The 25,331-nt window shown below is 67.9% G+C and carries 20 protein-coding genes; 11 read left to right on the forward strand and 9 right to left on the reverse strand.

What is annotated here, in order from left to right; all coding sequences use genetic code 11:
- Positions 1-155: 155 nt before the first annotated feature.
- From ACFQ6X_RS13015 to ACFQ6X_RS13030, 4 genes are all read right to left on the reverse strand, one after another.
- On the reverse strand, positions 156-1,358 hold the full coding sequence (locus tag ACFQ6X_RS13015; RefSeq protein ID WP_383180306.1) for a glycoside hydrolase family 1 protein: 1,203 nt from the start codon (positions 1,356-1,358) through the stop codon (positions 156-158).
- Positions 1,359-1,445: 87 nt separating this feature from the next.
- On the reverse strand, positions 1,446-2,321 hold the full coding sequence (locus ACFQ6X_RS13020; protein ID WP_383180309.1) for a carbohydrate ABC transporter permease: 876 nt from the start codon (positions 2,319-2,321) through the stop codon (positions 1,446-1,448).
- Complete coding sequence (locus ACFQ6X_RS13025) at positions 2,318-3,325, reverse strand: carbohydrate ABC transporter permease (RefSeq protein ID WP_383180312.1); 1,008 nt, start codon at positions 3,323-3,325, stop codon at positions 2,318-2,320. The genes ACFQ6X_RS13020 and ACFQ6X_RS13025 overlap by 4 nt, the downstream gene beginning before the upstream one ends.
- 5 nt (positions 3,326-3,330) lie before the next feature.
- Positions 3,331-4,575 (reverse strand): sugar ABC transporter substrate-binding protein, encoded by a 1,245-nt coding sequence (locus ACFQ6X_RS13030; protein ID WP_383180315.1) that lies wholly within the window; start codon positions 4,573-4,575, stop codon positions 3,331-3,333.
- Between the two features lie 277 nt (positions 4,576-4,852).
- On the opposite strand from ACFQ6X_RS13030, the gene ACFQ6X_RS13035 reads away from it, so the two are divergent.
- Complete coding sequence (locus ACFQ6X_RS13035) at positions 4,853-5,833, forward strand: acetylxylan esterase (RefSeq protein WP_383180317.1); 981 nt, start codon at positions 4,853-4,855, stop codon at positions 5,831-5,833.
- Positions 5,834-5,897: 64 nt separating this feature from the next.
- Here ACFQ6X_RS13035 and ACFQ6X_RS13040 read toward each other — a convergent pair whose 3' ends face one another.
- Entirely contained in the window at positions 5,898-6,953 is a 1,056-nt protein-coding gene (locus tag ACFQ6X_RS13040; RefSeq protein ID WP_383180320.1) for a LacI family DNA-binding transcriptional regulator, read from the reverse strand.
- 256 nt (positions 6,954-7,209) lie between these two features.
- Between ACFQ6X_RS13040 and ACFQ6X_RS13045 the strand changes: the two genes are divergently transcribed.
- The gene (locus ACFQ6X_RS13045) at positions 7,210-7,677 is read left to right on the forward strand and encodes a MarR family winged helix-turn-helix transcriptional regulator (RefSeq protein WP_383180323.1); all 468 of its coding nucleotides are present in this window, start codon (positions 7,210-7,212) and stop codon (positions 7,675-7,677) included.
- A 218-nt stretch (positions 7,678-7,895) separates the two neighbouring features.
- Entirely contained in the window at positions 7,896-8,447 is a 552-nt protein-coding gene (locus ACFQ6X_RS13050; protein ID WP_383180326.1) for an isochorismatase family protein, read from the forward strand.
- Between the two features lie 86 nt (positions 8,448-8,533).
- Here the strand turns inward: ACFQ6X_RS13050 and ACFQ6X_RS13055 are convergent, their stop codons facing one another.
- From ACFQ6X_RS13055 to ACFQ6X_RS13070, 4 genes are read right to left on the reverse strand one after another with little or no spacing between them, the layout of a single operon-like run.
- A complete protein-coding gene (locus tag ACFQ6X_RS13055; RefSeq protein ID WP_383180328.1) occupies positions 8,534-9,307 on the reverse strand; it encodes a succinate dehydrogenase/fumarate reductase iron-sulfur subunit in 774 nt (257 codons plus the stop codon).
- The gene (locus ACFQ6X_RS13060) at positions 9,304-11,217 is read right to left on the reverse strand and encodes a fumarate reductase/succinate dehydrogenase flavoprotein subunit (RefSeq protein WP_383180331.1); all 1,914 of its coding nucleotides are present in this window, start codon (positions 11,215-11,217) and stop codon (positions 9,304-9,306) included. The genes ACFQ6X_RS13055 and ACFQ6X_RS13060 overlap by 4 nt, the downstream gene beginning before the upstream one ends.
- Positions 11,218-12,093 carry a hypothetical protein gene (locus ACFQ6X_RS13065; RefSeq protein ID WP_383180334.1) on the reverse strand — a complete coding sequence of 292 codons (876 nt, stop codon included), beginning with the start codon at positions 12,091-12,093 and terminating at the stop codon, positions 11,218-11,220.
- Between the two features lie 9 nt (positions 12,094-12,102).
- Positions 12,103-12,354: a hypothetical protein gene (locus ACFQ6X_RS13070; RefSeq protein WP_383180337.1), complete on the reverse strand. Its 252-nt coding sequence runs from the start codon at positions 12,352-12,354 to the stop codon at positions 12,103-12,105.
- Between the two features lie 287 nt (positions 12,355-12,641).
- Between ACFQ6X_RS13070 and ACFQ6X_RS13075 the strand changes: the two genes are divergently transcribed.
- The 8 genes from ACFQ6X_RS13075 to ACFQ6X_RS13110 all read left to right on the forward strand — a co-directional run bounded on the left by ACFQ6X_RS13075 (position 12,642) and on the right by ACFQ6X_RS13110 (position 25,296).
- Positions 12,642-15,029 (forward strand): ABC transporter family substrate-binding protein, encoded by a 2,388-nt coding sequence (locus ACFQ6X_RS13075; protein ID WP_383180340.1) that lies wholly within the window; start codon positions 12,642-12,644, stop codon positions 15,027-15,029.
- 335 nt (positions 15,030-15,364) lie between these two features.
- On the forward strand, positions 15,365-17,239 hold the full coding sequence (typA, locus tag ACFQ6X_RS13080) for a translational GTPase TypA (protein WP_329207749.1): 1,875 nt from the start codon (positions 15,365-15,367) through the stop codon (positions 17,237-17,239).
- Positions 17,240-17,682: 443 nt separating this feature from the next.
- Positions 17,683-19,311, forward strand: coding sequence for an ABC transporter substrate-binding protein (locus tag ACFQ6X_RS13085; RefSeq protein WP_383180344.1), 1,629 nt, complete (start codon positions 17,683-17,685; stop codon positions 19,309-19,311).
- A 120-nt stretch (positions 19,312-19,431) separates the two neighbouring features.
- The gene (locus ACFQ6X_RS13090) at positions 19,432-20,361 is read left to right on the forward strand and encodes an ABC transporter permease (protein ID WP_383180347.1); all 930 of its coding nucleotides are present in this window, start codon (positions 19,432-19,434) and stop codon (positions 20,359-20,361) included.
- Positions 20,354-21,298, forward strand: coding sequence for an ABC transporter permease (locus tag ACFQ6X_RS13095; protein ID WP_383180350.1), 945 nt, complete (start codon positions 20,354-20,356; stop codon positions 21,296-21,298). Before ACFQ6X_RS13090 ends, ACFQ6X_RS13095 begins: the two co-directional genes overlap by 8 nt.
- Before the next feature lie 11 nt (positions 21,299-21,309).
- Positions 21,310-22,368, forward strand: a complete 1,059-nt coding sequence (locus tag ACFQ6X_RS13100; RefSeq protein WP_383180353.1) for an ABC transporter ATP-binding protein — start codon at positions 21,310-21,312, stop codon at positions 22,366-22,368.
- Positions 22,361-23,503: an ABC transporter ATP-binding protein gene (locus ACFQ6X_RS13105; protein ID WP_383180355.1), complete on the forward strand. Its 1,143-nt coding sequence runs from the start codon at positions 22,361-22,363 to the stop codon at positions 23,501-23,503. Before ACFQ6X_RS13100 ends, ACFQ6X_RS13105 begins: the two co-directional genes overlap by 8 nt.
- 161 nt (positions 23,504-23,664) lie before the next feature.
- A complete protein-coding gene (locus tag ACFQ6X_RS13110) occupies positions 23,665-25,296 on the forward strand; it encodes an ABC transporter substrate-binding protein (protein WP_383180358.1) in 1,632 nt (543 codons plus the stop codon).
- Positions 25,297-25,331 lie beyond the last annotated feature (35 nt).

Consider the following 25,331-nt stretch of genomic DNA (forward strand, 5'->3'; position numbering starts at 1 on the left):
AGAAGAGTCATCGTCTGTCACGGATGTTCGGATTCAGATGGCGGCAGGACGAGGTCCGGCCGCGGAAATGCAGTGGGGGAGCCGACGGCCGTCAGGTGCCGACGACTCCCCCACCGGAGAGAGCCATCACGTGGCTCCCCGTTCTGGGGCCGGTCTCAGCCGGCGGTGCGGGGCAGCTCGCGGGAGCGGCCGAGGGAACCCAGCCAGACGGCCGACGGCCGCGCGGTCCGCTCGAAGGTCTCCAGGTCGACGGCGATCAGGCCGAACGTCGGCTTGAACGAGCCCCATTCGTAGTTGTCCAGTGCGCTCCAGGCCAGGTAGCCCTGGATGTTGAGGCCGTCCTCCAGCGCGGAGGCCACCTCGTCCAGAGCACCGGCGTAGTAGTCGACGCGGCGGGTGTCGTCGGAGGTCGCGATGCCGTTCTCGGTGACGATCAGAGGCACGTCATTGCCGACCACCTCGGCCGTGTGGCGCAGGGCGTATCCGACGGCGGCCGGGTAGTACTCCCACTGCGTCAGCGTCCGCTCGACCGACTCCGACGCGGGAATCGGACCGTCGTGACCGATCCGGGTACGGGTGTAGGACTGGACGCCGATCCAGTCGTCGCCGCGGGAGGCCTCGATGAAGATGTCCTCGCGCGGGTGGCGGTAGGCGGCGGTGACGTCCTCGGCGCCCGGGATCGCCTGGTAGACCTGGTTGGCGATGGTCCAGCCGACCTGGATGCCGGCGTCCAGGGCCCGGATCTCCTTCACGGCCGCGTGATGGGCGGCGATGACGGCCTGGGTGGTCTCGTCGTCAGGGGTGGGCAGACCGGCGGGCGGGAAGCCGATGTCGCCCCGCTTGGCCTGACCGGCCATCACGGCGATCATGTTCGGTTCGTTGATCGTGCAGACATGGCTGACACCGGTGGAGATCACCGGCGCGCAGGCCGCGGCGTAGCGGGCGAAGAGCTCGGTGGCACCGTCGGCCGTCCAGCCGCCGCGCGCCTCGAACCACTGCGGCACGGTGAAGTGGTGCAGGGTGACCATCGGGCGCAGGCCGCGCTCGACCGCTCCTTCGACCATGCGCCGGTAGTGGGCGAGTTCGGCCCGGGAGAACTGCCCCTCGGCCGGCTCGATGCGCGCCCACTCGATGGAGAAGCGGTAGTCCGTGAAGCCCAGTCCGGCCAGCAGATCCATGTCCTCACGCCAGCGGTGGTAGCTGTCGCAGGCATCCAGGCTGGGTTCCTGGATGTGGGTGCCGGTGGAGTGCTCCTTGACCCACCAGTCGCTGTTGGTGTTGTTGCCCTCGATCTGGTGGGCGGCCGTGGAGGCACCCCACAGGAAGCCTTCGGGGAACGGGACCGGGGTGTGCGTCATCGCGGAATGTCTCTCTTGTGCGTGAAGGGGCGTGGCCGAGAGGGTGGGGCACGGCCTCGTGAGTGCGTGTGGGGCGGCCCGGGCGGGCTACTTCAAGCCCGCCGTGGCGATGCCCTGGGTGAAGTGCCGCTGCAGGGCGATGAAGAGGATCAGCACCGGCAGGACGACAAGGAACGCTCCGGCCATCAGCATCCCGTTGGATCCACCGGCCTTGTTGGGGTCCGTGGCGAACGTGGCGAGGGCGACGGGGAGGGTGTACTTGTCCGGATCGTTGGTTGCGATCAGGGGCCACACGAAGTTGTTCCAGGAACCGAGGAAGGTGAAGATCGAGAGCGTCGCGAGGGCGGGCTTCACCAGCGGCATCACGATCCGCCAGAAGATGTACCACTCGCCGGCACCGTCCATCCGGGCGGCCTCCAGCAGTTCGTCCGGGATCGACTGCATGAACTGCCGCATCAGGAAGACCCCGAAGGCCCCGGCGGCGAACGGCAGCACCAGGCCTGCGTACGAGTCGATCAGCTGGAGCTTGCTCATCAGCACGAACAGCGGCAGCAGCATCAGGTTTCCCGGAACCATCAGAGCACCGAGGACGACACCGAAGATCTTGTTGCGGCCGACGAAGTTCAGCTTGGCCAGCGCGTACCCGAGCATCGAGCAGAACACCAGATTCGAGACGGTGACCAGCACCGCCACGATCACGGAGTTCATGAAGTAGAGCGGCAGATTCAGCTTGTCGAGCAGTTCCCGGAAGTTGTCCAGGGTCCACTCGGTGGGAATCCACACGGGGGGACTGGCCGACAGCTCGGAGGTCGTCTTGAACGACGAGAGGGCCATCCACAGGAACGGCGCAGACATGATCAGCAGGCCCAGCGAGAGCAGGGCATAGACCAGGGGACGCCTCAGGTTCCGGGGCTTCCTCGCCGGCGCCGTCCGTACGGCACCGGGTGCATTGCCGACGGTCATTTCGTGTTGTCCTTCAGCAGTCGGAGCTGCAGCACCGTGATGCCCATGATCACTACGAAGAGGACATACGCCATGGCGCTCGCATAACCCATGTGGAAGAAGTTGAAGCCCTCGCGGTACATGTTCAGCGACACGGTGAGCGTGGAGTCGGACGGGCCGCCCTGCGTCATCACGAACGGCTCCTCGAACACATTGAGGTAACCGATGGTCGTGATGACCGTGGCGTAGAGGACCGTGGGCCGCAGCAGGGGCACGGTGATCCCGCGGAACTCCTGCCACACCCCGGCACCGTCCAGCTTTGCGGCTTCCCGGACCTCGGTGGGGATGGCCTGCAGACCTGCGATGAAGAGCACCATGACCGTACCGACGTTGCGCCAGACCGCCATCACGATCATCGACGGCATCGCCAGCGTCTCGGAGCCGAGGAAGTCCGGCGAGGTCAGACCCACCTCGGAGAAGAGACCGGCGATGAGGCCGTCGCTCGGATCCAGGACGAAGCGCCACACCACGGCGACCGCCACGATCGTGGTGACCACCGGTGCGTAGAAACCGACGCGGAAGAAGGTCCTTGCCCGGTCGATGCCGTTGTTCAGCAGTACGGCGACGACCAGTCCGAGGGCGATGGTCAGGGGGACGCCGATCACCACGAAATACGCCGTGTTGAAAAGCGACTTGAGGAACTTCTCGTCGCTGAAGAGATTGACGTAGTTCTCGAATCCGATGAAGTTCGCTTCCCAAGGGCGCGTGACATTGCGCAGCCCGAAGTCCGTGAAGCTCATCAGCAGAGTGGCGAGGATCGGGAACGCCATGAAGACGGTGAAGAGGACGAGGAAGGGGGTGGAGAACAGCCAGCCGGCCGCGTTCTGCACACCCATCGACGCCTTGCGCCCCTGATGGCCCGGTCGGCCCCGCTGGTCATGGGGCAGGGCGCCCGGAGACGGAGAAGTCCCGGGTCCGCCCTGCACCTCGGCCGCCCGCGCGGCCTTTCCGGTCGTAGTGCTCATGGCTCCTACTTCACGAGGCCTTCGATCTCGGACTGCGCGGTCTTCAGCGCGTCCTCGGGGGAAGCCTTGCCCTGCGTCACCTTGGCGATGGCCTGGTCGACCTTGTCCGTGATCTCCGTCCACGTGGCCGTGGACGGCGAGGCCTTGGCGGTGTCCATCTGCTTCTTGAAGATCTGGAGGTTCGCGTCGTCGGCGAGCTTGCCGGAGGCCCAGGCCGCGGTGTTCGCGGGGAGGTCCTTGGTGCGCTCGTACCAGTCCGCCTGGCCCTCGGTGCCGGTGAGGTACTTGATGAGCTCCGTGGCGGCGGCCTTGTGCTCGCTGTCCTTGGAGACCACCAGGGAGGACCCGCCCGCCATGGAGACCGAGGACTTGTCCGCGGGTACGGCCGCCACCGCCCACTTGCCCTTGAGCTGCGGCTGGCCCTCGTTCAGCAAGGTGACGTGCCAGGGGCCGCCGAAGAACATGGGGACCCGGCCGTTGCCGAAGTCCTTCACCACGTCGTAGCCGGGCTGCACGGACTTGTTGGAGAGTCCCTTGTCGAAGTACGAGCCGTACTCCTTGAGAGCCCTGACGGCCTCGGGGCTGTCGATGACCGCGTCGCCCTTGTCGTTGACGATCTCGCCGCCGGCGGAGTACAGGAAGGAGTAGAAGTTCTGCACCGTGTCCAGGCCGCTGGGCTGGATGGACAGGCCCCACTTGGTGCCCGCCTTCTTCTGGTACGCGGTGGCGAGGTCCTGCATCTCCTGCCAGTTGGACGGCGCCTTGTCGACACCGGCCTTCTCGGCCAGGTCGGTGCGGTAGTAGAGGACGCGCGTGTCGACGTACCACGGCACGCCGTACGCGGTGCCGTCCACCTCGCCCTGGTTCCAGCCCGCCGGGAAGAAGTCCTTCTTGTCGAAGGTCTTGGTGTCCACCGGCTCCAGGACGCCGAGCTCGGCGAACTCGCCCATGTAGCTCCCGCCCATCTGCGCCACATCCGGCAGGGTGCCGGCCGCGGCGGCGGAGACCAGCTTCTGGTGGGCGACGTCCCAGCCGACCGGGGTCACCTTGACGGTGATGTGGGGGTTGGCCTTCTCGTAGACCTTGGCCACATCCGCGAGCTTCTCGCCCTCGGCGCCCATGGCCCAGACGGTGAGCGTCTGCTTCTTGTCCGCGGCGACGTCTGCGCCGCCGGAGCTCCCGCAGGCGGTGATGCCGAAGGCGAGCGCGACTGCGATACCGGCGGAGACGGTTCTGGCGGTGCGGGACATGGAGGGCTCCTCCTTGAGCAATCCGGATGTATGCGCTGCCTGTAAGCGCATACATCACTCTGCGACAGTCCTTCACGAATCCGCAAGAGGGTGCTGGGTCACACTCGTGCAACGTGCTCGACACCTGGGGGCTCGACTGTGGAACGGTAAGCATGCCGTTTGCGAATTAGAAGTGGATGTGACCGATTCCGCTTGATTGGGAGGGGTTCGGCAAGGGTGCGGCGAGATCCAGGGAGGGCGCCCGGCGGGCGGAAGCGAGCGCGCTACCGTCGTGGCCATGGCTTCGTTCGCGCACGGCTTTCCCTTCGATCCGGCCCACGGGCACACGCTCGACGAGTTGCTGCGCATACCCGCGCCGACCGCGCCCGAGGATTTCGAGGCGTTCTGGAAGGAGCGGCACAGCGAGGCCCGTGCTGTGACCACCGCTCCCGAGATCGGCCCGGTGGAAGGCGAGCGCGACGGCGTCCGGCTGCACGAGGTGTCCTTCACCTCCGTGGGCGGGGTGCGCATCGGCGGCTGGCTGGCGCTGCCTGTCGAGGGGCCCGCGGAGCACGGCTTCGTCATCGGACACGGCTACGGCGGCCGGCAGGGCCCGGGGGCGGAGGTGCCGCTGCCGCTGCCCCGGTCCGCCGCGATTCTGCCCTGCGTGCGCGGGATGGGAAGCCGTGGGCTGTGGCCCGGCATTCCCAGCAGGGCCCCCAGGCATGTTCTGCACGGCATCGGGTCGCGCGACACCTATGTCATCGGCGACTGCGTGGCCGACCTGTGGTGCGCGGCCTCGGCCCTCCAGGAACTGCTGCCGGAACTGCGCGGCCCCGGTGCCCTCGGCTATGTCGGCGAGAGCTTCGGAGGCGGCCTCGGCGCACTCGCACTGCCCTGGGACGAGCGGTTCGGCGCCGCGCAGCTCACCGTTCCGACCTTCGGCAACCATCCGCTGCGGCTCACCCTGCGCTGCAGCGGCAGCGGGGAGTCGGTACGGACGCACCACCGTGACAACCCCGGCGTCACGGAGGTTCTGCGGTACTTCGACGCGGCCACGGCCGCCGCTCGGCTGGAACTGCCGACATTCGTCGCCGCAGCCCTGTTCGATCCTGCGGTGCCGCCGCCGGGACAGTTCGCCGTGCACAACGCGCTGCCCGGCCCGCGGGAGCTGCTGGTACTGGGCGCCGGGCACTTCGCGTACGAAGGGTGTGATGCCGACCTTGCCGAACTCCGCACCCGTCGGCGGCGGTTCTTCGGAGCGTGGCTCGGGCGGTGACCCGGAGGGCGTGGCTCGGACAGTGACCCGGAGCGGCCCCGGCCGCACCCGGGCGGAGTCCGGGTCAGCCGCAGCCGCAGCTCGCCCGCCGGGCCAGGGAGACGGGCAGCTCCAGCGACACGGGGTCACGGTTCCGGTCGGTCAGGCGTTGCACCAGCAACTCCACGGCCTGTTCGCCCAACTGCCGAATCGGCTGCCGCACGGTCGTCAGTGACGGCCGCACGATCCGGCTCAGCGGGATGCCGTCGAACCCGGTCACCGCGATGTCCTCGGGGACCCGGACCCCGCGCCTCTCCAGCGCGCGCAGCGCGCCCACCGCCATCTGGTCATTGGCGAAGAGCACCGCCTGCGGCCGCTCGGAGTCCCGGTCGAGCAGCGTCTCCGCGGCGCGTGCGCCCTCGGCCTGCGTCATCATCTCCGTCCGAAGATCCGGTGCGTCCGGCACCGGCAGCCCGGCGTCGCGGCACGCCTCGCGGAAGCCGCGGAACCGTGCCTCGGCATCCGGCGAAGCGGGGTCGCCCCCGACGAAGGCGAGCCTGCGCAGGCCGTGGTCCTCGATCAGGTGGCGGGCCAGCTCGCGCTCCCCGTCGGCGTTCGCGACGACGATGTGGTCGAGGTGGTCGATCTCGCGCGGCCCGGCGAGCATGACCACCGGCAGCCGGCGCGATATCACCTCGAGGTCCTCGGTCGGCACGGTCTGCGCCAGTACGGCGAAGCCGTCCACCCGCCCCGCGACCTTCGCGACGAGGCTCTCCGGCCCGCCCTCCAGTGACGCGGCGATCAGCAGGGCGTAGCCGTGCCGGCGCGCCGCCCGTTCCATGCCGCGGATGATCTGGTCGGAGTACAGCATCACCGCGTCGTCGGCGTCGCTGTCGGCCTCCGCGTCCGCCTCGGCGTCCGGGTCGGCGTAGTCCGGGAAGCAGAGGCCCAGCACACCGGTGGTGCGGCTGGCCAGGCCACGGGCGTTGCCGCTCGGTACGTAGCCGAGTTCGCGGGCCGCCTCCAGGACCCGCTCGCGCGTCTGGGCGCGCACGGAATCCGGGTTCCGGTAGACCCGGGAGACCGTGGCAATGGAGACGCCCGACCGCTCGGCGACGTCGTACACCGTGGGGGCGCTCACTCGACCGACCGTCCGCTTCTTCTTCCGTAGCGACGCGCCTGATGCGTGTGCTGTTACGTGTGCTCCTGGGCGGCCGGCTCCGTGCCGACCGGTCCTTTGAAAGCGCATTCACCCTAGATCGCGGGCTGGCGGGCGAGCAAGACCGAACGGTGTGGCGCGCGCCGCGTTCACGCTCCCGGTATCCCTTTACCGAACACTGGGCAGAAAATGGACAGGCTGCCTTGCAAGGTGCCCTGTCCATCTTTACGGTCGAAGGATGTCCAGTACTTCCCCGGACCCCCGGGACCGGAGGCCCGCCGACCCGAGCGCGGAGCGCGTGGCGACGGACCTCGCGGCAGTGGTGGGCCGGCTGCTCCGGCGGCTGCGCACCAGCTCGGCCGACAGCCTGCTCACGCCCTCCCAGCGGTCGGTGCTGGCCAGACTGGACGAGGAAGGGCCTGCAACAACCGCGGCGCTGGCCCGCGCCGAGCTCGTACGGCCGCAGTCGATGCGGCTGACTCTCGGCGCGCTGGGGGACCTGGGCCTTGTCGCCCGCGCCCCCGACCCGTCGGACGGGCGGAAATCGGTCGTGTCCATCTCGGACGCGGGGCGCACCACGCTGGCCGAGGTCCGGGCCGCCAAGCGGAGCTGGCTGGCCGAGGCGATCACCGCCGAACTGGACGGGGAGCAACGCCGAACGGTCGCCGAAGCCGTCGAGCTCATCGGCCGCCTCGTCGAGAAGTGACCGGGCGCAGGACGAGCACGGCATCCGGTGCATCACCGGAATCACCCCCGGAGCGCCGAACGGGCCTCCGCCCCCGGTAGCCCCGGCATCAGGTCCTCAACCGCGGCCCGAGCGCCCACCCCACCGCGTCGCCCGGTGATCATCCCGACCGCCGACGACCGCGCCCCACGCGCACGCAACGGATCACCCGCCCCCCCCGCACCACAAGGAGCACGCACATGACCGCCACCACCCTGGACCCGAAGACCGCACTCGTCGTCGTCGACCTCCAGAAGGGCATCGTCGGCCGCCCCACCGTCCACCCCGCAGCCGACATCGTCGCGAACTCCGCGACCCTCGCGGACGCCTTCCGCGCCAAGGGTCTCCCGGTCGTCCTGGTCCGTGTCACCGGCGGAGCCCCCGGCCGTACGGACGGTTCCGCGCCGGCCGGCCGGCCCGCCGCGGACTGGGCCGACCTCGTCCCCGAGCTCGGGCCCCGCGAGGGCGACATCGTCGTCACCAAGGAGCAGTGGGGAGCCTTCTACGGCACCGACCTGGACCTGCGGCTCCGCCGCCGCGGCATCACCCAGATCGTGGTGACGGGCATCGCGACCAGCATCGGGGTCGAGTCCACCGCCCGTTCCGCCCACGAGCACGGTTACCACGTCACCATCGCCACGGACGCGGTCACCGACATGGACGCCGACACCCACCGCAACAGCGTCGAGAAGATCTTCCCGAGGCTCGGCGAGACCGACACCACCGCCGCGATCGTCAAGCTCCTCGGCTGAGAGGCCAAGAAGCCAAGAGCCCAGAGGTCAAGGGGCCCAGAGGCTGACAGGCCGCCGAGTCGCCGAGTTGCCGCCTCGCAGCTCCGTCAGGACCCCTCCCGCCGCCGGATCTTGTTCCCCAGCCAGACCAGCGGGTCGTACTTGCGGTCCACGGCCCGCTCCTTCAGCGGGATCAGCGCATTGTCCGTGATCTTGATGTGCTCGGGGCACACCTCCGTGCAGCACTTGGTGATGTTGCAGAGGCCCAGGCCGTGCTCCTCCTGCGCCGTCGCCTTCCGGTCCAGCCCCGACTCGGCGGCGGCGTCCAGGGGGTGCATGTCCAGCTCGGCCACCCTCATCAGGAAGCGCGGCCCGGCGAACGCCGTCTTGTTCTCCTCGTGGTCGCGCACCACATGACAGGTGTCCTGGCACAGGAAGCACTCGATGCACTTGCGGAACTCCTGGGAGCGGTCCACGTCGACCTGCTGCATCCGGTAGTCGCCCGCCTTCACCCCCTGCGGCGGTACGAAGGCGGGCACTTCGCGCGCCTTGGCGTAGTTGAAGGTCACATCCGTCACCAGATCGCGCACGACCGGGAAGGCCCGCAGCGGAGTGACCGTGATCGTCTCCTCGCGGCGGAACACCGACATGCGCGTCATGCACAGAAGCCGGGGCCGGCCGTTGATCTCCGCGCTGCACGAACCGCACTTGCCCGCCTTGCAGTTCCAGCGCACCGCCAGATCGCCCGCCTGCGTGGCCTGGATCCGGTGGATGATGTCGAGGACGACCTCCCCGTCGTTCACCTCGACCGCGAAGTCCTTCAGCTCACCGCCGTCGGTGTCCCCGCGCCACACCCTGAACCGGGCTTCGTAGCTGCTCACTCGTACAGCTCCTCTTCGGCGAGGTACTTGACCAGCTCCTCCTTCTCGAAGAGGGAGAGCAGGTCGGGACGGATGGGTTCGGTCGTCGTACGTACGAGCTCGATCAGGCCCTGTGCGGGATCGTCGTTCCCGGCGAGCCGCGCGAGCAGATTGACGGGGCGCCAGGAGCGCTCCATCGAGGGGCAGTCCTCGCGGGTGTGCCCGCCTCGGCTCTCCGTACGCTCCAGCGCTGCCCGGGCGATGCACTCGCTGACCAGCAGCATGTTCCGCAGGTCCAGTGCGAGGTGCCAGCCGGGGTTGAACTGCCGGTGCCCCTCGACGACGGCGTGCTGCGCCCGTTCCCGGAGCGCCGCCAGTCTCTCCAGCGCCTGCTCCATCTCGTGCTCCCGCCGGATGATGCCGACCAGGTCGTTCATCGTCTGCTGGAGTTCCTGGTGCAGGGTGTACGGATTCTCCGCGGGTGTCCCGCCGGTGCCGGCCACCTCGGAGCCGAACGGCCGCAGGGCCTCGGCCGCCGCCGTGTCGATCCGGTCCTGGTCCACCACGGGCGGTGTGTCGAGCGAGCTCGCGTACTCGGCGGCGTGCGCTCCGGCCCGTCTGCCGAAGACCAGCAGGTCCGAGAGGGAGTTCCCGCCGAGCCGGTTGGAGCCGTGCATGCCGCCGGCCACCTCGCCCGCCGCGTACAACCCGGGGACGGCGAGGGCACTGGCGGAGTCGGAGTCCACGGCGATCCCGCCCATCACGTAGTGACAGGTCGGTCCGACCTCCATCGCCTCAGCCGTGATGTCGACGTCCGCCAGCTCCTTGAACTGGTGGTACATCGAGGGCAGCCGCCGCCGGATCCTCTCCGCGGGCATCCGGGTCGACACGTCCAGGAACACGCCGCCGTGCGGCGAGCCGCGGCCCGCCTTCACCTCGGAGTTGATGGCGCGGGCCACCTCGTCGCGGGGCAGCAGTTCGGGCGGACGCCGGTTGTTGTCGGGGTCCTCGTACCAGCGGTCGCCCTCTTCCTCCGACTGCGCGTACTTCTCCTTGAACACGTCGGGGATGTAGTCGAACATGAACCGCTTGCCCTCGGAGTTCCGCAGCACCCCGCCGTCGCCGCGCACCGACTCGGTGACGAGAATGCCCTTCACCGACGGCGGCCAGACCATGCCGGTCGGGTGGAACTGCACGAACTCCATGTTCAGCAGGGGCGCGCCCGCGAGCAGCGCCAGTGCGTGGCCGTCACCGGTGTACTCCCAGGAGTTCGACGTCACCTTGAAGGACTTGCCGATGCCTCCGGTGGCAAGGACCACCGCGGGGGCTTCGAGCACGAAGAAGCGGCCGGACTCCCGCTCGTAGCAGAAGGTGCCCGCGACCCGGTCACCGTCCTTGAGGACCTGGGTGACCGTGCACTCCTGGAAGACCTTCAACCGGGCTTCGTAGTCGCCGAATTCGCGGTGGTCCTCCTGCTGGAGGGCGACGATCTTCTGCTGGAGGGTACGGATCAGTTCGAGGCCGGTACGGTCCCCGACGTGCGCGAGCCGCGGATACTCATGGCCGCCGAAGTTGCGCTGGGAGATCTTCCCGTCCGGCGTACGGTCGAAGAGCGCACCCCAGGTCTCCAGCTCCCATACCCGGTCGGGCGCCTCCTTGGCGTGCAGCTCGGCCATCCGCCACTGGTTGAGGAACTTCCCGCCGCGCATCGTGTCGCGGAAGTGGACCTGCCAGTTGTCGCCCGAGTTCACATTGCCCATCGAGGCCGCGATGCCGCCCTCCGCCATGACGGTGTGCGCCTTGCCGAAGAGCGACTTGCAGATGACCGCGGTACGCGCCCCGCGCTCCCTGGCCTCGATCGCGGCGCGCAGTCCGGCACCCCCGGCACCGACCACGACGACGTCCCACTGCTGCCGTTCGAGCTGTGTCATTCAGAAAAACCTCGGATCGTCGAAGGCGCCGGAAGCGACGAGGTACACATAGAAGTCCGAGAGCGCCACGCTGATGAGCGAGGCCCAGGCGAGCAGCATGTGCCGGGCGTTCAGCCTGCCGACCCAGCCCCACAGCCGGTAGCGCACCGGGTGCTCGGAGAAGTGCCGCAGCCGGCCGCCGATGATGTGGCGGCAGGAGTGGCAGGACAGGGTGTACGCCCAGATCAGCACGATGTTGACCAGGAAGATCAGCGAGCCGAGCCCCATGTGGCCCCAGGCGTAGTGCTCGTCGCGGAAGGAGAGCACGGTGTCGTACGTGAGGATTCCGGCGACCGGCACCGCGGCGTAGAAGAAGTAGCGGTGCATGTTCTGCATGACCAGCGGGAAGCGGGTCTCACCGGTGTACGTCGTGTGGGGCTCGGCGACGGCGCAGGCCGGGGGTGAGGCCCAGAAGCCCCGGTAGTAGGCCTTGCGGTAGTAGTAGCAGGTCAGCCGGAATCCCAGCGGGAAGATCAGGATGATCAGCGCGGGGGAGAGGCCCCACCAGCTGCCGAGTACGTCCCAGTTCGGGCCGCCCCGCATCGGTACGCAGTTCTCCGCCAGACAGGGGGAGTAGAACGGCGACACATAGGGGGCCGCGTAGTAGTCGGCGTTCGAGAACGCCCGCCAGGTCGAGTAGACGATGAAGGCGAAGAGGCCGGCGGCGGTCGCGGCGGGCGCCAGCCACCACCGGTCGGTGCGCAGATGGCGGGCGGCGATGGCGGCGCGCGACGCTCCGCGCACCCCTGCCCCGGCGCCCGTCGTGCCCGCCGGCGGCGCTGCGGGCCTCGGTGGTTCCGTACCTGGTTCTGTACCTGGTTCCGTACCGGTGGCCAAGGAGCTCTCCTAGAAGGCGTGCCTGCCGCGGACGCCCAGACCCTCGTCGTCCGAGTCCGTCCACAAGGCGGCGTCGTACGGCGTCTCGGTGATGGTGATGACCCCGGGGCCGGGACCGCCGGGAGTGTCGGGGCCTGGGGTCTCCGTCGTGGCGGAGTCCTGGGCGCGCAGCTGCGCGACGGTCCGCTCCAACCGGCCGACCGTGCGGACCAGGTCGTCGAGGCAGTGCTGAACGGCTGTCAACTCATCGTGCAGAGACATGATTTGACCAACCTCCCGCGATGGCGGTGCGCAGTTGTGTGCCTGAGAGTGTTACGCGTCACACCGCCGCTCCACAAGGGTCCGGCAGGCCCCCGTGGCCGGGGCGCGGGTGTGGGGCCGCTCGGGTGAGGTTTGCCGCCGTACGGGCCGTGTCTGCTGTCCGACGCGCGTGGAGGTGGGTTCAGTGGGTCAACGAATCAGTGTGATCAACTGCAAATGCCACCAGAACGAATAATCCGGTCCATTCCGGTACGGGGTGGGCCGGGCCGGCCCCGGAGGTATCAGCCATGGCCCACCTCGGCGTCCCACAGGGGACGGCCCGAAAGCGCCGCTCGGTCGCGCTCCTGGCGACAGGCGTCCTCACGATCCCGGTGCTGGCCGGCTGCAGCTCGGGCGGCGAGGGCGCCGCCTCGGCAGCCGTCCCGCAGGACATCGCCCCGGCCTCCCGCGACCGGGTCACCGAGGGATCCACGCTCAACTGGGCGATCGACGCGGTGCCCGCCACCCTCAACACCTTCCAGTCGGACGCCGACAGCGCGACCACCCGGATCACGGGCGCCCTGCTGCCCTCCCTCTTCCCGATGGACGCGCGGGGCGAGCCCAGGCTCAACCCCGACTACCTGGAGTCGGCGAAGGTCATCGAGCAGGAGCCGAAGCAGGTCGTCCTGTACAAGCTCAACCAGCAGGCCGTGTGGAGCGACGGCCGGGAGATCGGCGCTCCCGACTTCGTCGCGCAGTGGCGCGCGCTGAGCGGCAAGGACTCGGCGTACTGGACGGCGCGCAACGCCGGCTACGAGCGGATCGAGAAGATCGAACGCGGCAAGGACGACCTGCAGGTCAGAGTCACCTTCTCCAAGCCGTACGCGGACTGGCGCGCCCTGTTCTCCCCGCTGTACCCGAAGGAGGTGACCGGATCCCCGGGCGCCTTCAACGACGGCGCGAGGACGACGCTCAAGAACACCGCAGGGCCGTTCCGGCTGCGCGGCGTGGACAAGGCCAAGGGGACCGTCACCCTCGACCGGAGCCCGCGCTGGTGGGGTGCCGAGGCCAAGCTCGAATCCCTGGTCTTCCGGACCGTCGAACCCCAGAAGCGCGACAAGGCGCTCACCGCGGGCACCGTGGACGTCGCCGACGTCGACCCGGCGACCGCGAACCGTATCGCCCTCGCGGCCCGCTACCGGGGAAGCAACGGGCAGCCCGCCCACGGTCCCGGAGCCGACATCACACCCGCTGCGGCCCTGCGCTCCTGGGCGCTGGCCCACGGATCCGACGAGGAGGCCGCGGAGACCGCACAGGCGGCCCGCGAAGAGAACCGGGCGGCAATCGCGGCGTACGCCGCCGAGCAGAAGTCCCTGGGCAGTTTCGCCGTACGCAAGTCCCTGGAGCCCGCGTACACGCAGCTCGCGATGAACGGGGAGTCGGGCCCCCTCTCCGACGACCGGGTCCGCCGTGCCGTGGCCCGCGCCCTGGACCGCCAGGAGCTCGCCGACATCGTCCTGAAGCCGCTGGGCCTGCCCGCGAAGCCGCCCGGCAGTCACCTGGCGCTCGCCGGGCAGCCCGCCTACAAGGACGGCAGCGGTGCACTGGGCGACCAGGACACCAAGGAGGCGCAGGCGCTGCTGGGCGACGCGGGCTGGACGAAGGGCGGCGCCGCCGTGACGCCGAAGGAGGCCGGCAGCGAGGCCGAAAAGAAGAAGGCCGAGGAGAAGAAGGAAGCGAAGCCCGAGGCCGGGAAGTCCGGGACGGCCGAGAAGCCGGCGGAGAAGGCGGAGAAGTCCGCGAAGCCCGCCGAGTCCGACGAAGAGGGGTCGGACGCGGCAGGGTCGGACGACGCGGGCAAGGACGACCAGGCATCCCGTGACGAGGGCATGTACATCGTCGGCGACGACAAGCCGGGAGGCCGGCCCGTCGGGGTCCTCGCCACCGCCCCGGCCGCCGCAGCCCACAGTGCCGCCCTGCGGCGCCAGGCCGGCGCGCTCACCGGCACCGCCGCCGGGGACGGCGCCGACGCCAAGGTCTCCGCCCAGGACAGGCAGCCCGGCGGCGCCGCAGGCGCCTACGCCCCCGTGGGCACGGCGGCGCCCGCCCCCGCCTCGGTCCGCGGCCGGCTCGGCAAGGACGGCAAGCCGCTGACGCTGCGATTCGTCCTGCCGTCCGGCCCCGGCTCGCAGTCACTGCGCAGTGTCGGCGATCGGATCGTCGAGATGCTGGACACCATCGGCATCGGAACGCAGATCACCAAGGTCTCGGACGACAGCTACTTCAAGGACCACATCGCCTCCGGCGACTACGACCTCGCGCTGTACTCCTGGCCCGCCACCGCCTACCCGGCGACCGACGGCCGGCCGATCTTCTCCAAGCCCGAGCCCGCCACCGACGGGTCGCTGCTCGTCGAGCAGAACTACACGCGAGTCGGTTCGGACCACATCGACCAGCTCTTCGACCAGGCCGTCTCCGAGCTCGACGCGGAGGCGTCCAGGGATCTGCTGAAGCAGGCGGACGCACGGATCTGGGCCGCTGCAGGATCGATTCCGCTGTATCAGCGGCCACAGCTGGTCGCCGTGAACAAGAAGCTCGCCAACGTCGGTGCCTTCGGCTTCGCCGCACCTCGCTACGAGGACATCGGATTCACCGGGCGACAAGCGGCAGGTTCCCCCGCGAATCGTAAGAAGTAGCAGGTCAAGGCCGTATCGGAAGCTCAGAACCAGCTCAATTCCCTTGCCCGCCGGGACCCCCGGCGGGCAAGGTGGTTTCTGCCCAGACCCGGGCTGCTCACCCCCCCACACCCCCCTCCGTCCGGCCGGTCACAGGTCGGATGATGACTTAATACCGGCTGAATATCGGCTGAATACTGCTTGGAGTCCGGTCCTGCGGATCGGGCCGGGAAGCCCAGGACGCGTCGGGCCCGTACCATTGGACTAGCCGTGGCGTGTCCGCCCGGCGGGCGTACGAGGACTCGAGACCGACTGAGACGCCTGATCCCACGATCCGAGAGAAGCGCAAGCCACCCATGCCCACGCGCCACGACATCCGTAACGTAGCCATCGTCGCCCACGTCGACCACGGCAAGACCACGCTGGTCGACGCCATGCTCAAGCAGGCGGGCGCCTTCGCGGCCCACGCCGCGGAGAACCTCGACGAACGCATGATGGACTCGAACGACCTGGAGCGTGAGAAGGGCATCACGATCCTGGCCAAGAACACGGCCGTGAAGTACCACCCGAAAGATGGCGGCGACGTCATCACCATCAACATCATCGACACCCCCGGCCACGCCGACTTCGGTGGTGAGGTCGAGCGAGGCCTGTCGATGGTGGACGCGGTCGTCCTGCTCGTGGACGCGTCCGAGGGGCCGCTCCCGCAGACCCGCTTCGTGCTCCGCAAGGCGCTGACGGCCCGGCTGCCGGTCATCCTGTGCATCAACAAGACGGACCGCCCGGACTCCCGGATCGCCGAGGTCATCGACGAGACGTACGACCTCTTCCTGGACCTGGACGCCGACGAGGACCAGATCGAGTTCCCGATCGTCTACGCCTGCGCCCGTGACGGCGTCGCCTCGCTGACCAAGCCCGAGGACGGCACGGTTCCGCCGGACAGCGACAGCCTGGAGCCGTTCTTCAGCACGATCCTCTCCGCGGTCCCGGCCCCGGAGTACGACGCCGACGCGCCCCTCCAGGCCCACGTCACCAACCTGGACGCCGACAACTTCCTCGGCCGTATCGCGCTGTGCCGCGTCGAGCAGGGCGAGCTCCGCAAGGGCCAGACGGTCACGTGGATCAAGCGCGACGGCACGATGTCCAACGTGCGCATCACCGAGCTGCTGATGACCGAGGCGCTCACCCGCAAGCCCGCCGAGGTGGCCGGCCCGGGCGACATCTGCGCCATCGCCGGTATCCCGGACATCATGATCGGCGAGACCCTGGCCGACCTCGAGAACCCGATCGCGCTGCCGCTGATCACGGTCGACGAGCCTGCGATCTCGATGACCATCGGTGCGAACACCTCGCCGCTCGTCGGCAAGGGCGGCAAGGGCCACAAGGTCACCGCCCGGCAGATCAAGGACCGTCTGGACCGCGAGCTGGTCGGTAACGTCTCGCTCCGCGTCCTGGACACCGAGCGCCCCGACGCCTGGGAGGTCCAGGGCCGTGGCGAGCTCGCGCTGGCGATCCTCATCGAGACGATGCGCCGCGAGGGCTTCGAACTCACCGTCGGCAAGCCGCAGGTGGTCACCAAGCAGGTCGACGGCAAGACCCACGAGCCGATCGAGCGCATGACCATCGACTCGCCCGAGGAGCACCTCGGCGCGATCACGCAGCTCATGGCGACCCGTAAGGGCCGCATGGAGACGATGACGAACCACGGTTCGGGCTGGGTCCGCATGGAGTGGATCGTCCCGTCCCGCGGCCTCATCGGCTTCCGTACGGAGTTCCTGACCCAGACCCGCGGTACGGGCATCGCGCACTCCCTCTTCGAGGGCCACGAGCCGTGGTTCGGCGAGCTGCGCACCCGTCACAACGGCTCGCTCGTGGCGGACCGTGCGGGCGTCGTGACGCCGTTCGCGATGGTCAACCTCCAGGAGCGCGGTGTCATCTTCACGGAGGCGACCACCGAGGTCTACGAGGGCATGATCATCGGTGAGAACTCGCGCTCCGACGACATGGACGTGAACATCACCAAGGAGAAGAAGCTCACCAACATGCGTGCGGCTTCCGCGGACACCACGGAGAACGTGGTGCCCGCGCGCAAGCTCTCCCTGGAGCAGTCGCTCGAGTTCTGCCGCGACGACGAGTGCATCGAGGTGACCCCGGAGACGGTCCGTATCCGCAAGGTCGTCCTGGACCAGAAGCAGCGCGGCCGTACGGCCTCGCGTGCGAAGAACGGCTGACGCCTGATCCGGAGCGCCCGCTTCGGCCGGCGAACCGCCTGCACTAGCCATTGACATGAGGCCCGGCCCCCCGCAGAGACTGTGGGGGGCCGGGCCTTTCGTCAATCGGTTTTTCTGACCGAGGTGTCCGGATATCGGGCGTCGCTCTCCGGAACATGTGTTAACGGTCCGTTTCGCGGGTGTCTGTCTGGGATCCCTTTGTCCGGATTTCGGTCAACCACGGCTTCCTGATGTTGTCAAACCGAGACCCTTTAAGTGTGGTTTACAGCTCGGTGTTCCTTAATAGTTGGCTCCATTGAGCTCGGGTCAATGGGTCGACGCACTGTGGGGAGTGCGGACTCACGAGCACACTCGGGGCACTGAAACGATCGCCGTCAGGGGTGTCGGTGGATCTCTCCAGTGCCCCTCTTGTAGTCAAAAGTGGACTCATGAGGAGGAAACCCATGCGCGGTGCCAAGAGCGCCAAGTGGGTCGCGGGAGCGGCAATCATCGCCCTGGCCGCGACCGCCTGTGGCGGCGGCGACAGTGACGGCAGCAGCGACTCGGCTTCGAAGGAGAAGGGCAAGCCTGCGGGCTACGTGTCCATCGACGTCGGCGAGCCGCAGAAGCCGCTGATCCCGGCCGACACGAACGAGTCGCTCGGCAGCTACGTCATCCAGTCGCTGTTCACGCAGCTGCTGGACTTCGATGCCGACGGCAACATCGTCTACACGAACGCCGAGTCCGTTAAGACGACCGACTCCAAGACGTGGACGGTCAAGCTCAAGGCCGGCTGGAAGTTCCACGACGGCACCCCCGTCACCGCCGACTCGTACATCAAGGCGTGGAACTGGTACGCCAACAGCAAGAACAACCAGCAGAACGCCTTCTGGTTCGAGGACATCAAGGGTTACGCGGACGTCCACCCCGAGAAGGGTGACCCCAAGTCCGACGTGATGTCCGGTCTGAAGCTGGTCGACGACACCACCTTCACGATCGAGCTCAACACCGCCGTGCCGTACTTCGAGTACAAGCTCGGCTACGCGACCTTCGCCCCGCTGCCGGAGGTGTTCTACAAGGACACCAAGGCGTTCGGCCAGGCGCCGGTCGGCAACGGTCCCTACATCTTCGAGAAGTGGGACCACAAGAAGCTCATCCGCGTCAAGGCCAACCCTGACTACCAGGGCCCGAACAAGGCCAAGAACAAGGGTGTCCTCTTCAAGAACTACGCGACCGTCGAGGCCGCGTACCAGGACCTCCTCTCCGGCAACCTGGACATGATCCGCCAGGTCGGCCCGAAGGACCTGCCGAAGTACAAGCAGGACCTCGGCGACCGTGCGATCGACCAGCCGTACGCGGCGATCCAGTCGCTCGTCCCGACCTTCTACTCGAAGACCTTCAAGGGCATCAACCCGAAGGTCCTCCAGGGTCTGTCGATGGGTATCGACCGCGACACGATCACCAAGACCGTGCTCAACGGCACCCGCAAGCCCGCCACCAGCTTCACGCCCCCGGGTGTGGCCGGTAACCAGGACCTGGGCACCGACGTGTTCAAGTTCGACGCGGCCAAGGCGAAGGCGCTCGTCACCGAGGGCGGCGGCGTTCCGGAGAACAAGATCTGGATCCAGTACAACGCCGACGGTGGTCACAAGGAGTGGGTGACCGCGGTCTGCGAGTCCATCCGCAACTCCACCGGTGTGGACTGCATCCCGGACGCCAAGCCGGACTTCCAGACCGACCTGGAAGCGCGTGACAACGACCAGGTCAAGTCGATGTACCGCGGTGGCTGGGTGGCCGACTACCCGCTGAACGTCAACTTCATGCGGGAGCTGTACGGCACCACCGCTGAGGCGAACAACGGCCGGTTCTCCGACAAGGAGGTCGACGCGGCCTTCAAGAAGGGCGACAACGCCAAGACCCTGGACGAGTCGATCAAGGCTTACCAGGAGGCCGAGAAGCTCGTCCTGACGAAGATGCCGGCGATCCCGCTCTGGGAGTACAAGACCAACGGTGGCTACTCCAAGGCAGTCGACAACGTGACCGTCGACTTCCACGGTGACTACAACATCACCGAAGTCACCGTCGCCAAGTAACACCGCCTGAGGGCCCCCACCAGGCCATCAGCCGCCCACACAGGCAGTAGGTCCCGGGGGCCGCTCTTCGAATCCGGAGAGCGGCCCTTGGGCTGCATTATCCCTAAATCGGAGGCAAACATGGGGCGTTATGTCGCGCGGCGACTGCTCCAGATGATCCCGGTCTTCCTCGGATCAACGTTGCTGGTCTTCTCCATGATGTACGCGCTGCCCGGCGATCCCGTGCGCGCGCTCGCAGGTGAGCAGACCGTCGACCCGACGCAGATCGCGAACATGAAGAAGGAGCTGGGTCTCGACCTCCCGCTCTGGCACCAGTACTGGAACTACCTCATCGGCCTTTTCCAGGGTGATTTCGGCACACAGATCGCCAGTGGCCGACCGGTGGCGGACATCATCTCGGAAGCATTTCCGATCACAGTCAGACTGGCCCTGTTTGCCTTCATCTTCACGGTCCTCGTCGGTATCTCCATGGGCATCTTCGCCGGTCTGAAGGCCGACACCTTCCGGGACCGCGGACTGCTCGTACTGACGCTTCTGCTGATCTCCGTGCCGTCCTTCGTACTGGGCTTCCTCGGCCAGTACTTCTTCGCCTTCCAGCTCGGCTGGGTCCAGCCCAACGTGAGCATGGAAGCCAGCTGGGACGAGCTGATCCTGCCCGCGGTCGTGCTCGGGTCCCTGTCACTCGCGTACGTCGCGCGACTGACCCGTACCTCGGTCGCGGAGAACCTGCGCTCCGACTACATGCGTACCGCTGTGGCCAAGGGGCTGCCGCGACGCCGCATCGTCGGGGTCCACCTGATGCGCAACTCGATGATCCCCGTGGTCACCTTCCTCGGCACCGACCTCGGTGCGCTGCTCGGCGGCGCCGTCGTGACCGAGGGCATCTTCAACGTCAAGGGTGTCGGCTCCGCCGTCTTCGACGCGCTGAGGCACCGCGAGGGTGCCACGGTCGTCGGCATCGTGACGCTGATCGTCATCGTCTATCTCGTCGCCAGCCTGGTCGTCGACCTGCTTTACGCGGTCCTGGACCCGAGGATCCGTTATGCCTGAGACGCTCAAGGAAACCACCGCGGGCCAGCTGCCCGAGGCGACCACCGCACCGGCTCCCGCCGCCAAGGTGGGCAAGCCCCGCAGCCTGTGGTCGGACGCCTGGCACGACCTGCGGCGCAGCCCGCTGTTCGTCGTCTCGGCCGTCCTGATCGTCTTCCTGCTGACGATGGCGGTCTTCCCCGGCCTGTTCACCGGCGCGGACCCGCGCTACGCGGACCTGGCCCACCACTACCTGCAGAAGCCCAAGTGGGGGAACTTCTTCCAGGAGGACTGGTTCGGGTACGACATCCAGGGCCGCTCGATCTACGCGCGTGTCGTCTACGGCGCCCGCGCCTCGATCACCGTCGCCGTCGTCGTCACCGCCCTCGTCACCATCCTGGGCACCGTGGTCGGGATGCTCGCCGGCTACTTCGGCGGCTGGATCGACACCCTGCTCTCCCGGGTCACCGACATCTTCTTCGGCGTGCCGTTCATCCTCGGCGCGATGGTCGTCTTGACCTCGTTCTCGGAGCGCCACATCTGGGTCGTCATCCTGGCCCTGGCCTTCCTCGGCTGGACCTCGATCGCCCGTGTCGCACGCGGTTCCGTACTGACGATCAAGCAGGCCGACTACGTGATGGCGGCCAAGGCGCTCGGCGCCTCGACCACCCGCATCCTGCTCCGTCACATCCTGCCCAACGCGATCGCCCCGGTGATCGTCGTCGCGACCATCGCGCTCGGCGGCTACATCTCGGCCGAGGCCACGCTGTCCTTCCTGGGCATCGGCCTCGCCGAACCGACCGTGTCGTGGGGTGTGGACATCTCCTCCGGCCAGGAGCAGCTGCGCAACGCCGCGTTCGTGCTGATCATCCCGTCGGTCATGGTGTCGATCACCGTTCTGGCGTTCATCATGCTCGGCGATGCGGTACGCAACGCCCTCGACCCCAAGCTGCGCTGAGGGAGGCGTACATGACCATCATCGACAAGACGGCGGATGTTCCTGCTCCGCGTGGTTCCAACGACGAGAGCGGCCCGCTGCTCGAAGTCCGCGATCTGCACGTGGAGTTCCATACCCGTGACGGCGTTGCCAAGGCCGTCAACGGGGTCAACTACAGCGTCAGCGCGGGCGAGACCCTCGCCGTGCTCGGCGAGTCCGGCTCCGGCAAGTCCGTGACCGCTCAGGCGATCATGGGCATCCTGGACATGCCCCCGGGCCGCATCCCCAAGGGCGAGATCCTCTTCCGCGGCCAGGACATGCTCAAGATGTCCAACGAGGAGCGCCGGCAGATCCGCGGCCAGAAGATCGCCATGATCTTCCAGGACGCGCTGTCCTCGCTGAACCCGGTGCTCTCCGTGGGCTACCAGCTCGGCGAGATGTTCCGTGTGCACCAGGGGCTCTCCAAGAAGGACGCCAAGGCCAAGGCCATCGCGCTGATGGACCGGGTACGCATTCCGGCGGCCAAGGAGCGGGTCAACGACTACCCGCACCAGTTCTCCGGCGGTATGCGCCAGCGCATCATGATCGCGATGGCGCTGGCCCTGGAGCCCGACCTGATCATCGCGGACGAGCCCACCACGGCGCTCGACGTGACCGTCCAGGCGCAGGTCATGGACCTGCTCGCGGAGCTCCAGCGCGACTTCAACATGGGCCTGATCCTGATCACGCACGACCTCGGTGTCGTCGCCGACGTGGCGGACAAGATCGCCGTGATGTACGCGGGCCGGATCGTCGAGACCGCACCGGTCCACGAGATCTACAAGCGCCCCGCGCACCCGTACACCAAGGGTCTGCTGGAGTCGATCCCGCGCCTGGACCAGAAGGGCCAGGAGCTCTACGCGATCAAGGGCCTGCCGCCCAACCTGCTGCACGTGCCGTCCGGCTGCGCCTTCAACCCGCGCTGCACGATGGCGCAGGACATCTGCCGTACGGAGATCCCGGCACTGCGCCCGGTCACCGAGCAGGACGGTACCGAGCTGGTCGGCCGCGGCAGCGCCTGCCACTTCTGGAAGGAGACGATCCATGGCTGACCTCGAGAAGGAGCCCGTGGACGCCACCCCGAACGTCACCGAAGTGGCGACGGTCAATGCGGTCACCGAGTCGGAGGCCGTAGCGGCGATCGACGCGCCGGTCTCGCAGGGGGAGCCCATCCTCCAGGTGCGCAACCTGGTCAAGCACTTCCCGCTGACCCAGGGCATCCTGTTCAAGAAGCAGGTCGGCGCGGTCAAGGCCGTGGACGGGATCTCGTTCGATCTCTACCAGGGCGAGACGCTCGGCATCGTGGGCGAGTCGGGCTGTGGCAAGTCCACGGTCGCCAAGCTCCTGATGACGCTGGAGCGGGCCACCGCCGGTGAGGTCTTCTACAAGGGCCAGGACATCACCAGGCTGTCCGGCCGTGCGCTGAAGGCCGTGCGCCGCAACATCCAGATGGTGTTCCAGGACCCGTACACCTCGCTGAACCCGCGCATGACGGTCGGCGACATCATCGGGGAGCCCTTCGACATCCACCCCGAGGTGGCCCCGAAGGGCGAGCGGCGCCGCAAGGTGCAGGACCTCCTGGACGTCGTCGGTCTGAACCCGGAGTACATCAACCGGTACCCGCACCAGTTCTCCGGCGGTCAGCGCCAGCGCATCGGCATCGCCCGCGGCCTCGCGCTCAACCCGGAGATCATCATCTGCGACGAGCCGGTCTCCGCGCTCGACGTGTCGGTCCAGGCGCAGGTCATCAACCTGATGGAGAAGCTCCAGGACGAGTTCAACCTCTCCTACCTCTTCATCGCGCACGACCTGTCGATCGTCCGGCACATCTCGGACCGGGTCGGCGTCATGTACCTCGGCAAGATGGCCGAGATCGGTACGGACACGCAGATCTACGACCACCCGACGCACCCCTACACCCAGGCGCTGCTGTCGGCGGTCCCGGTTCCGGACCCGAGTGCCCGTGACGGACGCGAGCGGATCATCCTCACCGGTGACGTCCCCTCGCCGGCCAACCCGCCGTCGGGCTGCCGCTTCCGTACGCGGTGCTGGAAGGCCCAGGACAAGTGCGCCACCGAGGTGCCGCTCCTGGCGATCCCCGAGCGCTTCAAGGCCTCGGACACTCCGGCCGCGCACGAGTCGGCGTGCCACTTCGCCGAGGAGAAGGACGTCGTGCACGCGGCGTAGCTCGTCGGTCAGCTGAACGGAAGACGCCCGGCCCCCTGTGGGGCCGGGCGTCTTCGTGCGTTCGGGCCGGTCCCCGTACGGCGGACATGAACATGCGACGCAGTGTCATATGGGGTGATATGAGGCATTGAGCTACTCACGGGAACCCTAGGAGGCACTCCATGCGCGGAGCCACACACGCCAGGTGGGCCGCATGCGCGGTCGCCGTCGCCCTGGCGGCTACCGCCTGCGGCGGCGGGGACGACAGCGGTGGCGGTGGCGGCGCGGACGGGATCGTGAGCTCCTCCTGGGGCGACCCGCAGAATCCGCTGGAGCCGGCCAACACCAACGAGGTGCAGGGCGGCAAGGTCCTCGACATGCTCTTCCGCGGGCTCGTGCGGTACGACCCCAAGACCGGCGAGGCCGAGAACGAGATCGCCGAGAAGATCGAGTCCACCGACTCGCAGAACTTCACCATCACCATCAAGGACAACTGGACCTTCAGCAACGGCGAGAAGGTCACCGCACAGTCGTTCGTCGACGCCTGGAACTACGGCGCGGCGCTGAAGAACAACCAGAAGAACGCGTACTTCTTCGCCTACATCGACGGCTACGACAAGGCCCACCCCGAGGCGGGCAAGGCCTCCACCGACACCCTCTCGGGCCTCAAGGTGGTCAACGGGACGACCTTCACGGTCAAGCTGTCCCAGAAGTTCTCGCTCTGGCCCGACACCCTCGGCTACGCGGCCTTCGTGCCGCTGCCCAAGACCTTCTACTCGGACCACGACGCCTGGCTCTCCAAGCCGGTCGGCAACGGCCCGTACACCGTCGACTCGTACGCCAAGGGCTCCTCGATGAACCTGCGCCGGTGGGACGACTACCCCGGCACGGACAAGGCGCAGAACGGCGGCATCGACCTCAAGGTCTACACCGACAACAACACCGCCTACACCGACCTGACGGCAGGCAACCTCGACCTGGTCGACGACGTGCCCGCCTCGCAGCTCAAGAACGTCGAGGCGGACCTGGGGGACCGGTACATCAACACCCCGGCCGGCATCATCCAGACGCTCGCCTTCCCGTTCTACGTGGACGCCTGGAACACGCCCGACGCGGTCAAGGTCCGGCAGGGCCTGTCGATGGCCATCAACCGGGAGCAGATCACCGACCAGATCTTCCAGAAGACCCGCACCCCCGCCTCCGACTGGACCTCCCCGGTCCTCGGTGAGGAGGGCGGCTTCAAGGAAGGCCTGTGCGGCGACCCGTGCGAGTACAACAAGGCCGAGGCCAAGAAGCTGATCGAGGAGGGCGGCGGCATCCCCGGCGGTCAGCTCAAGATCTCGTACAACGCGGACACGGGCTCCCACAAGGAATGGGTCGACGCGGTCTGCAACAGCATCAACAACGTCATGGGCAACAACAAGGCCTGTGTCGGCAGCCCGGTCGGCACGTTCGCCGACTTCCGCAGCCAGGTCTCCACCCAGAAGCTGACCGGCGCCTGGCGCGCGGGCTGGCAGATGGACTACCCGCTCATCCAGAACTTCCTCCAGCCGCTCTACTACACCAACGCCCCGTCCAACGACGGCAAGTGGACCAACAAGGAGTTCGACGGCCTGGTCAACAAGGCGAACGCCGAGACCGACAAGGCCACGGCCGTCAGCACCTTCCAGGACGCGGAGAAGATCCTCGCCGAGCAGATGCCCGTGATCCCGCTCTGGTACCAGAACGGCAGCGCCGGCTACTCGGACCGGGTGGAGAACGTCGCCCTGAACGTCTTCAGCGTCCCGGTGTACGACCAGATCAAGGTCAAGTGACCCGAGCCGGGCGGCCGGTGCGGACGACCGCACCG

Source organism: Streptomyces sp. NPDC056452, assembly GCF_042796085.1.
Classification (GTDB): Bacteria; Actinomycetota; Actinomycetes; order Streptomycetales; family Streptomycetaceae; genus Streptomyces.

Excerpts from the sequence above, each read along its gene's own strand:
- ACFQ6X_RS13015 (WP_383180306.1), bottom strand. The coding sequence starts at position 1,358 with ATGACGCACACCCCGGTCCCGTTCCCCGAAGGCTTCCTGTGGGGTGCC.
- ACFQ6X_RS13020 (WP_383180309.1), bottom strand. The coding sequence starts at position 2,321 with ATGACCGTCGGCAATGCACCCGGTGCCGTACGGACGGCGCCGGCGAGG.
- ACFQ6X_RS13025 (WP_383180312.1), bottom strand. The coding sequence starts at position 3,325 with ATGAGCACTACGACCGGAAAGGCCGCGCGGGCGGCCGAGGTGCAGGGC.
- ACFQ6X_RS13030 (WP_383180315.1), bottom strand. The coding sequence starts at position 4,575 with ATGTCCCGCACCGCCAGAACCGTCTCCGCCGGTATCGCAGTCGCGCTC.
- ACFQ6X_RS13035 (WP_383180317.1), top strand. The coding sequence starts at position 4,853 with ATGGCTTCGTTCGCGCACGGCTTTCCCTTCGATCCGGCCCACGGGCAC.
- ACFQ6X_RS13045 (WP_383180323.1), top strand. The coding sequence starts at position 7,210 with ATGTCCAGTACTTCCCCGGACCCCCGGGACCGGAGGCCCGCCGACCCG.
- ACFQ6X_RS13050 (WP_383180326.1), top strand. The coding sequence starts at position 7,896 with ATGACCGCCACCACCCTGGACCCGAAGACCGCACTCGTCGTCGTCGAC.
- ACFQ6X_RS13060 (WP_383180331.1), bottom strand. The coding sequence starts at position 11,217 with ATGACACAGCTCGAACGGCAGCAGTGGGACGTCGTCGTGGTCGGTGCC.
- ACFQ6X_RS13070 (WP_383180337.1), bottom strand. The coding sequence starts at position 12,354 with ATGTCTCTGCACGATGAGTTGACAGCCGTTCAGCACTGCCTCGACGAC.
- ACFQ6X_RS13075 (WP_383180340.1), top strand. The coding sequence starts at position 12,642 with ATGGCCCACCTCGGCGTCCCACAGGGGACGGCCCGAAAGCGCCGCTCG.
- typA (WP_329207749.1), top strand. The coding sequence starts at position 15,365 with ATGCCCACGCGCCACGACATCCGTAACGTAGCCATCGTCGCCCACGTC.
- ACFQ6X_RS13085 (WP_383180344.1), top strand. The coding sequence starts at position 17,683 with ATGCGCGGTGCCAAGAGCGCCAAGTGGGTCGCGGGAGCGGCAATCATC.
- ACFQ6X_RS13090 (WP_383180347.1), top strand. The coding sequence starts at position 19,432 with ATGGGGCGTTATGTCGCGCGGCGACTGCTCCAGATGATCCCGGTCTTC.
- ACFQ6X_RS13095 (WP_383180350.1), top strand. The coding sequence starts at position 20,354 with ATGCCTGAGACGCTCAAGGAAACCACCGCGGGCCAGCTGCCCGAGGCG.
- ACFQ6X_RS13100 (WP_383180353.1), top strand. The coding sequence starts at position 21,310 with ATGACCATCATCGACAAGACGGCGGATGTTCCTGCTCCGCGTGGTTCC.
- ACFQ6X_RS13105 (WP_383180355.1), top strand. The coding sequence starts at position 22,361 with ATGGCTGACCTCGAGAAGGAGCCCGTGGACGCCACCCCGAACGTCACC.
- ACFQ6X_RS13110 (WP_383180358.1), top strand. The coding sequence starts at position 23,665 with ATGCGCGGAGCCACACACGCCAGGTGGGCCGCATGCGCGGTCGCCGTC.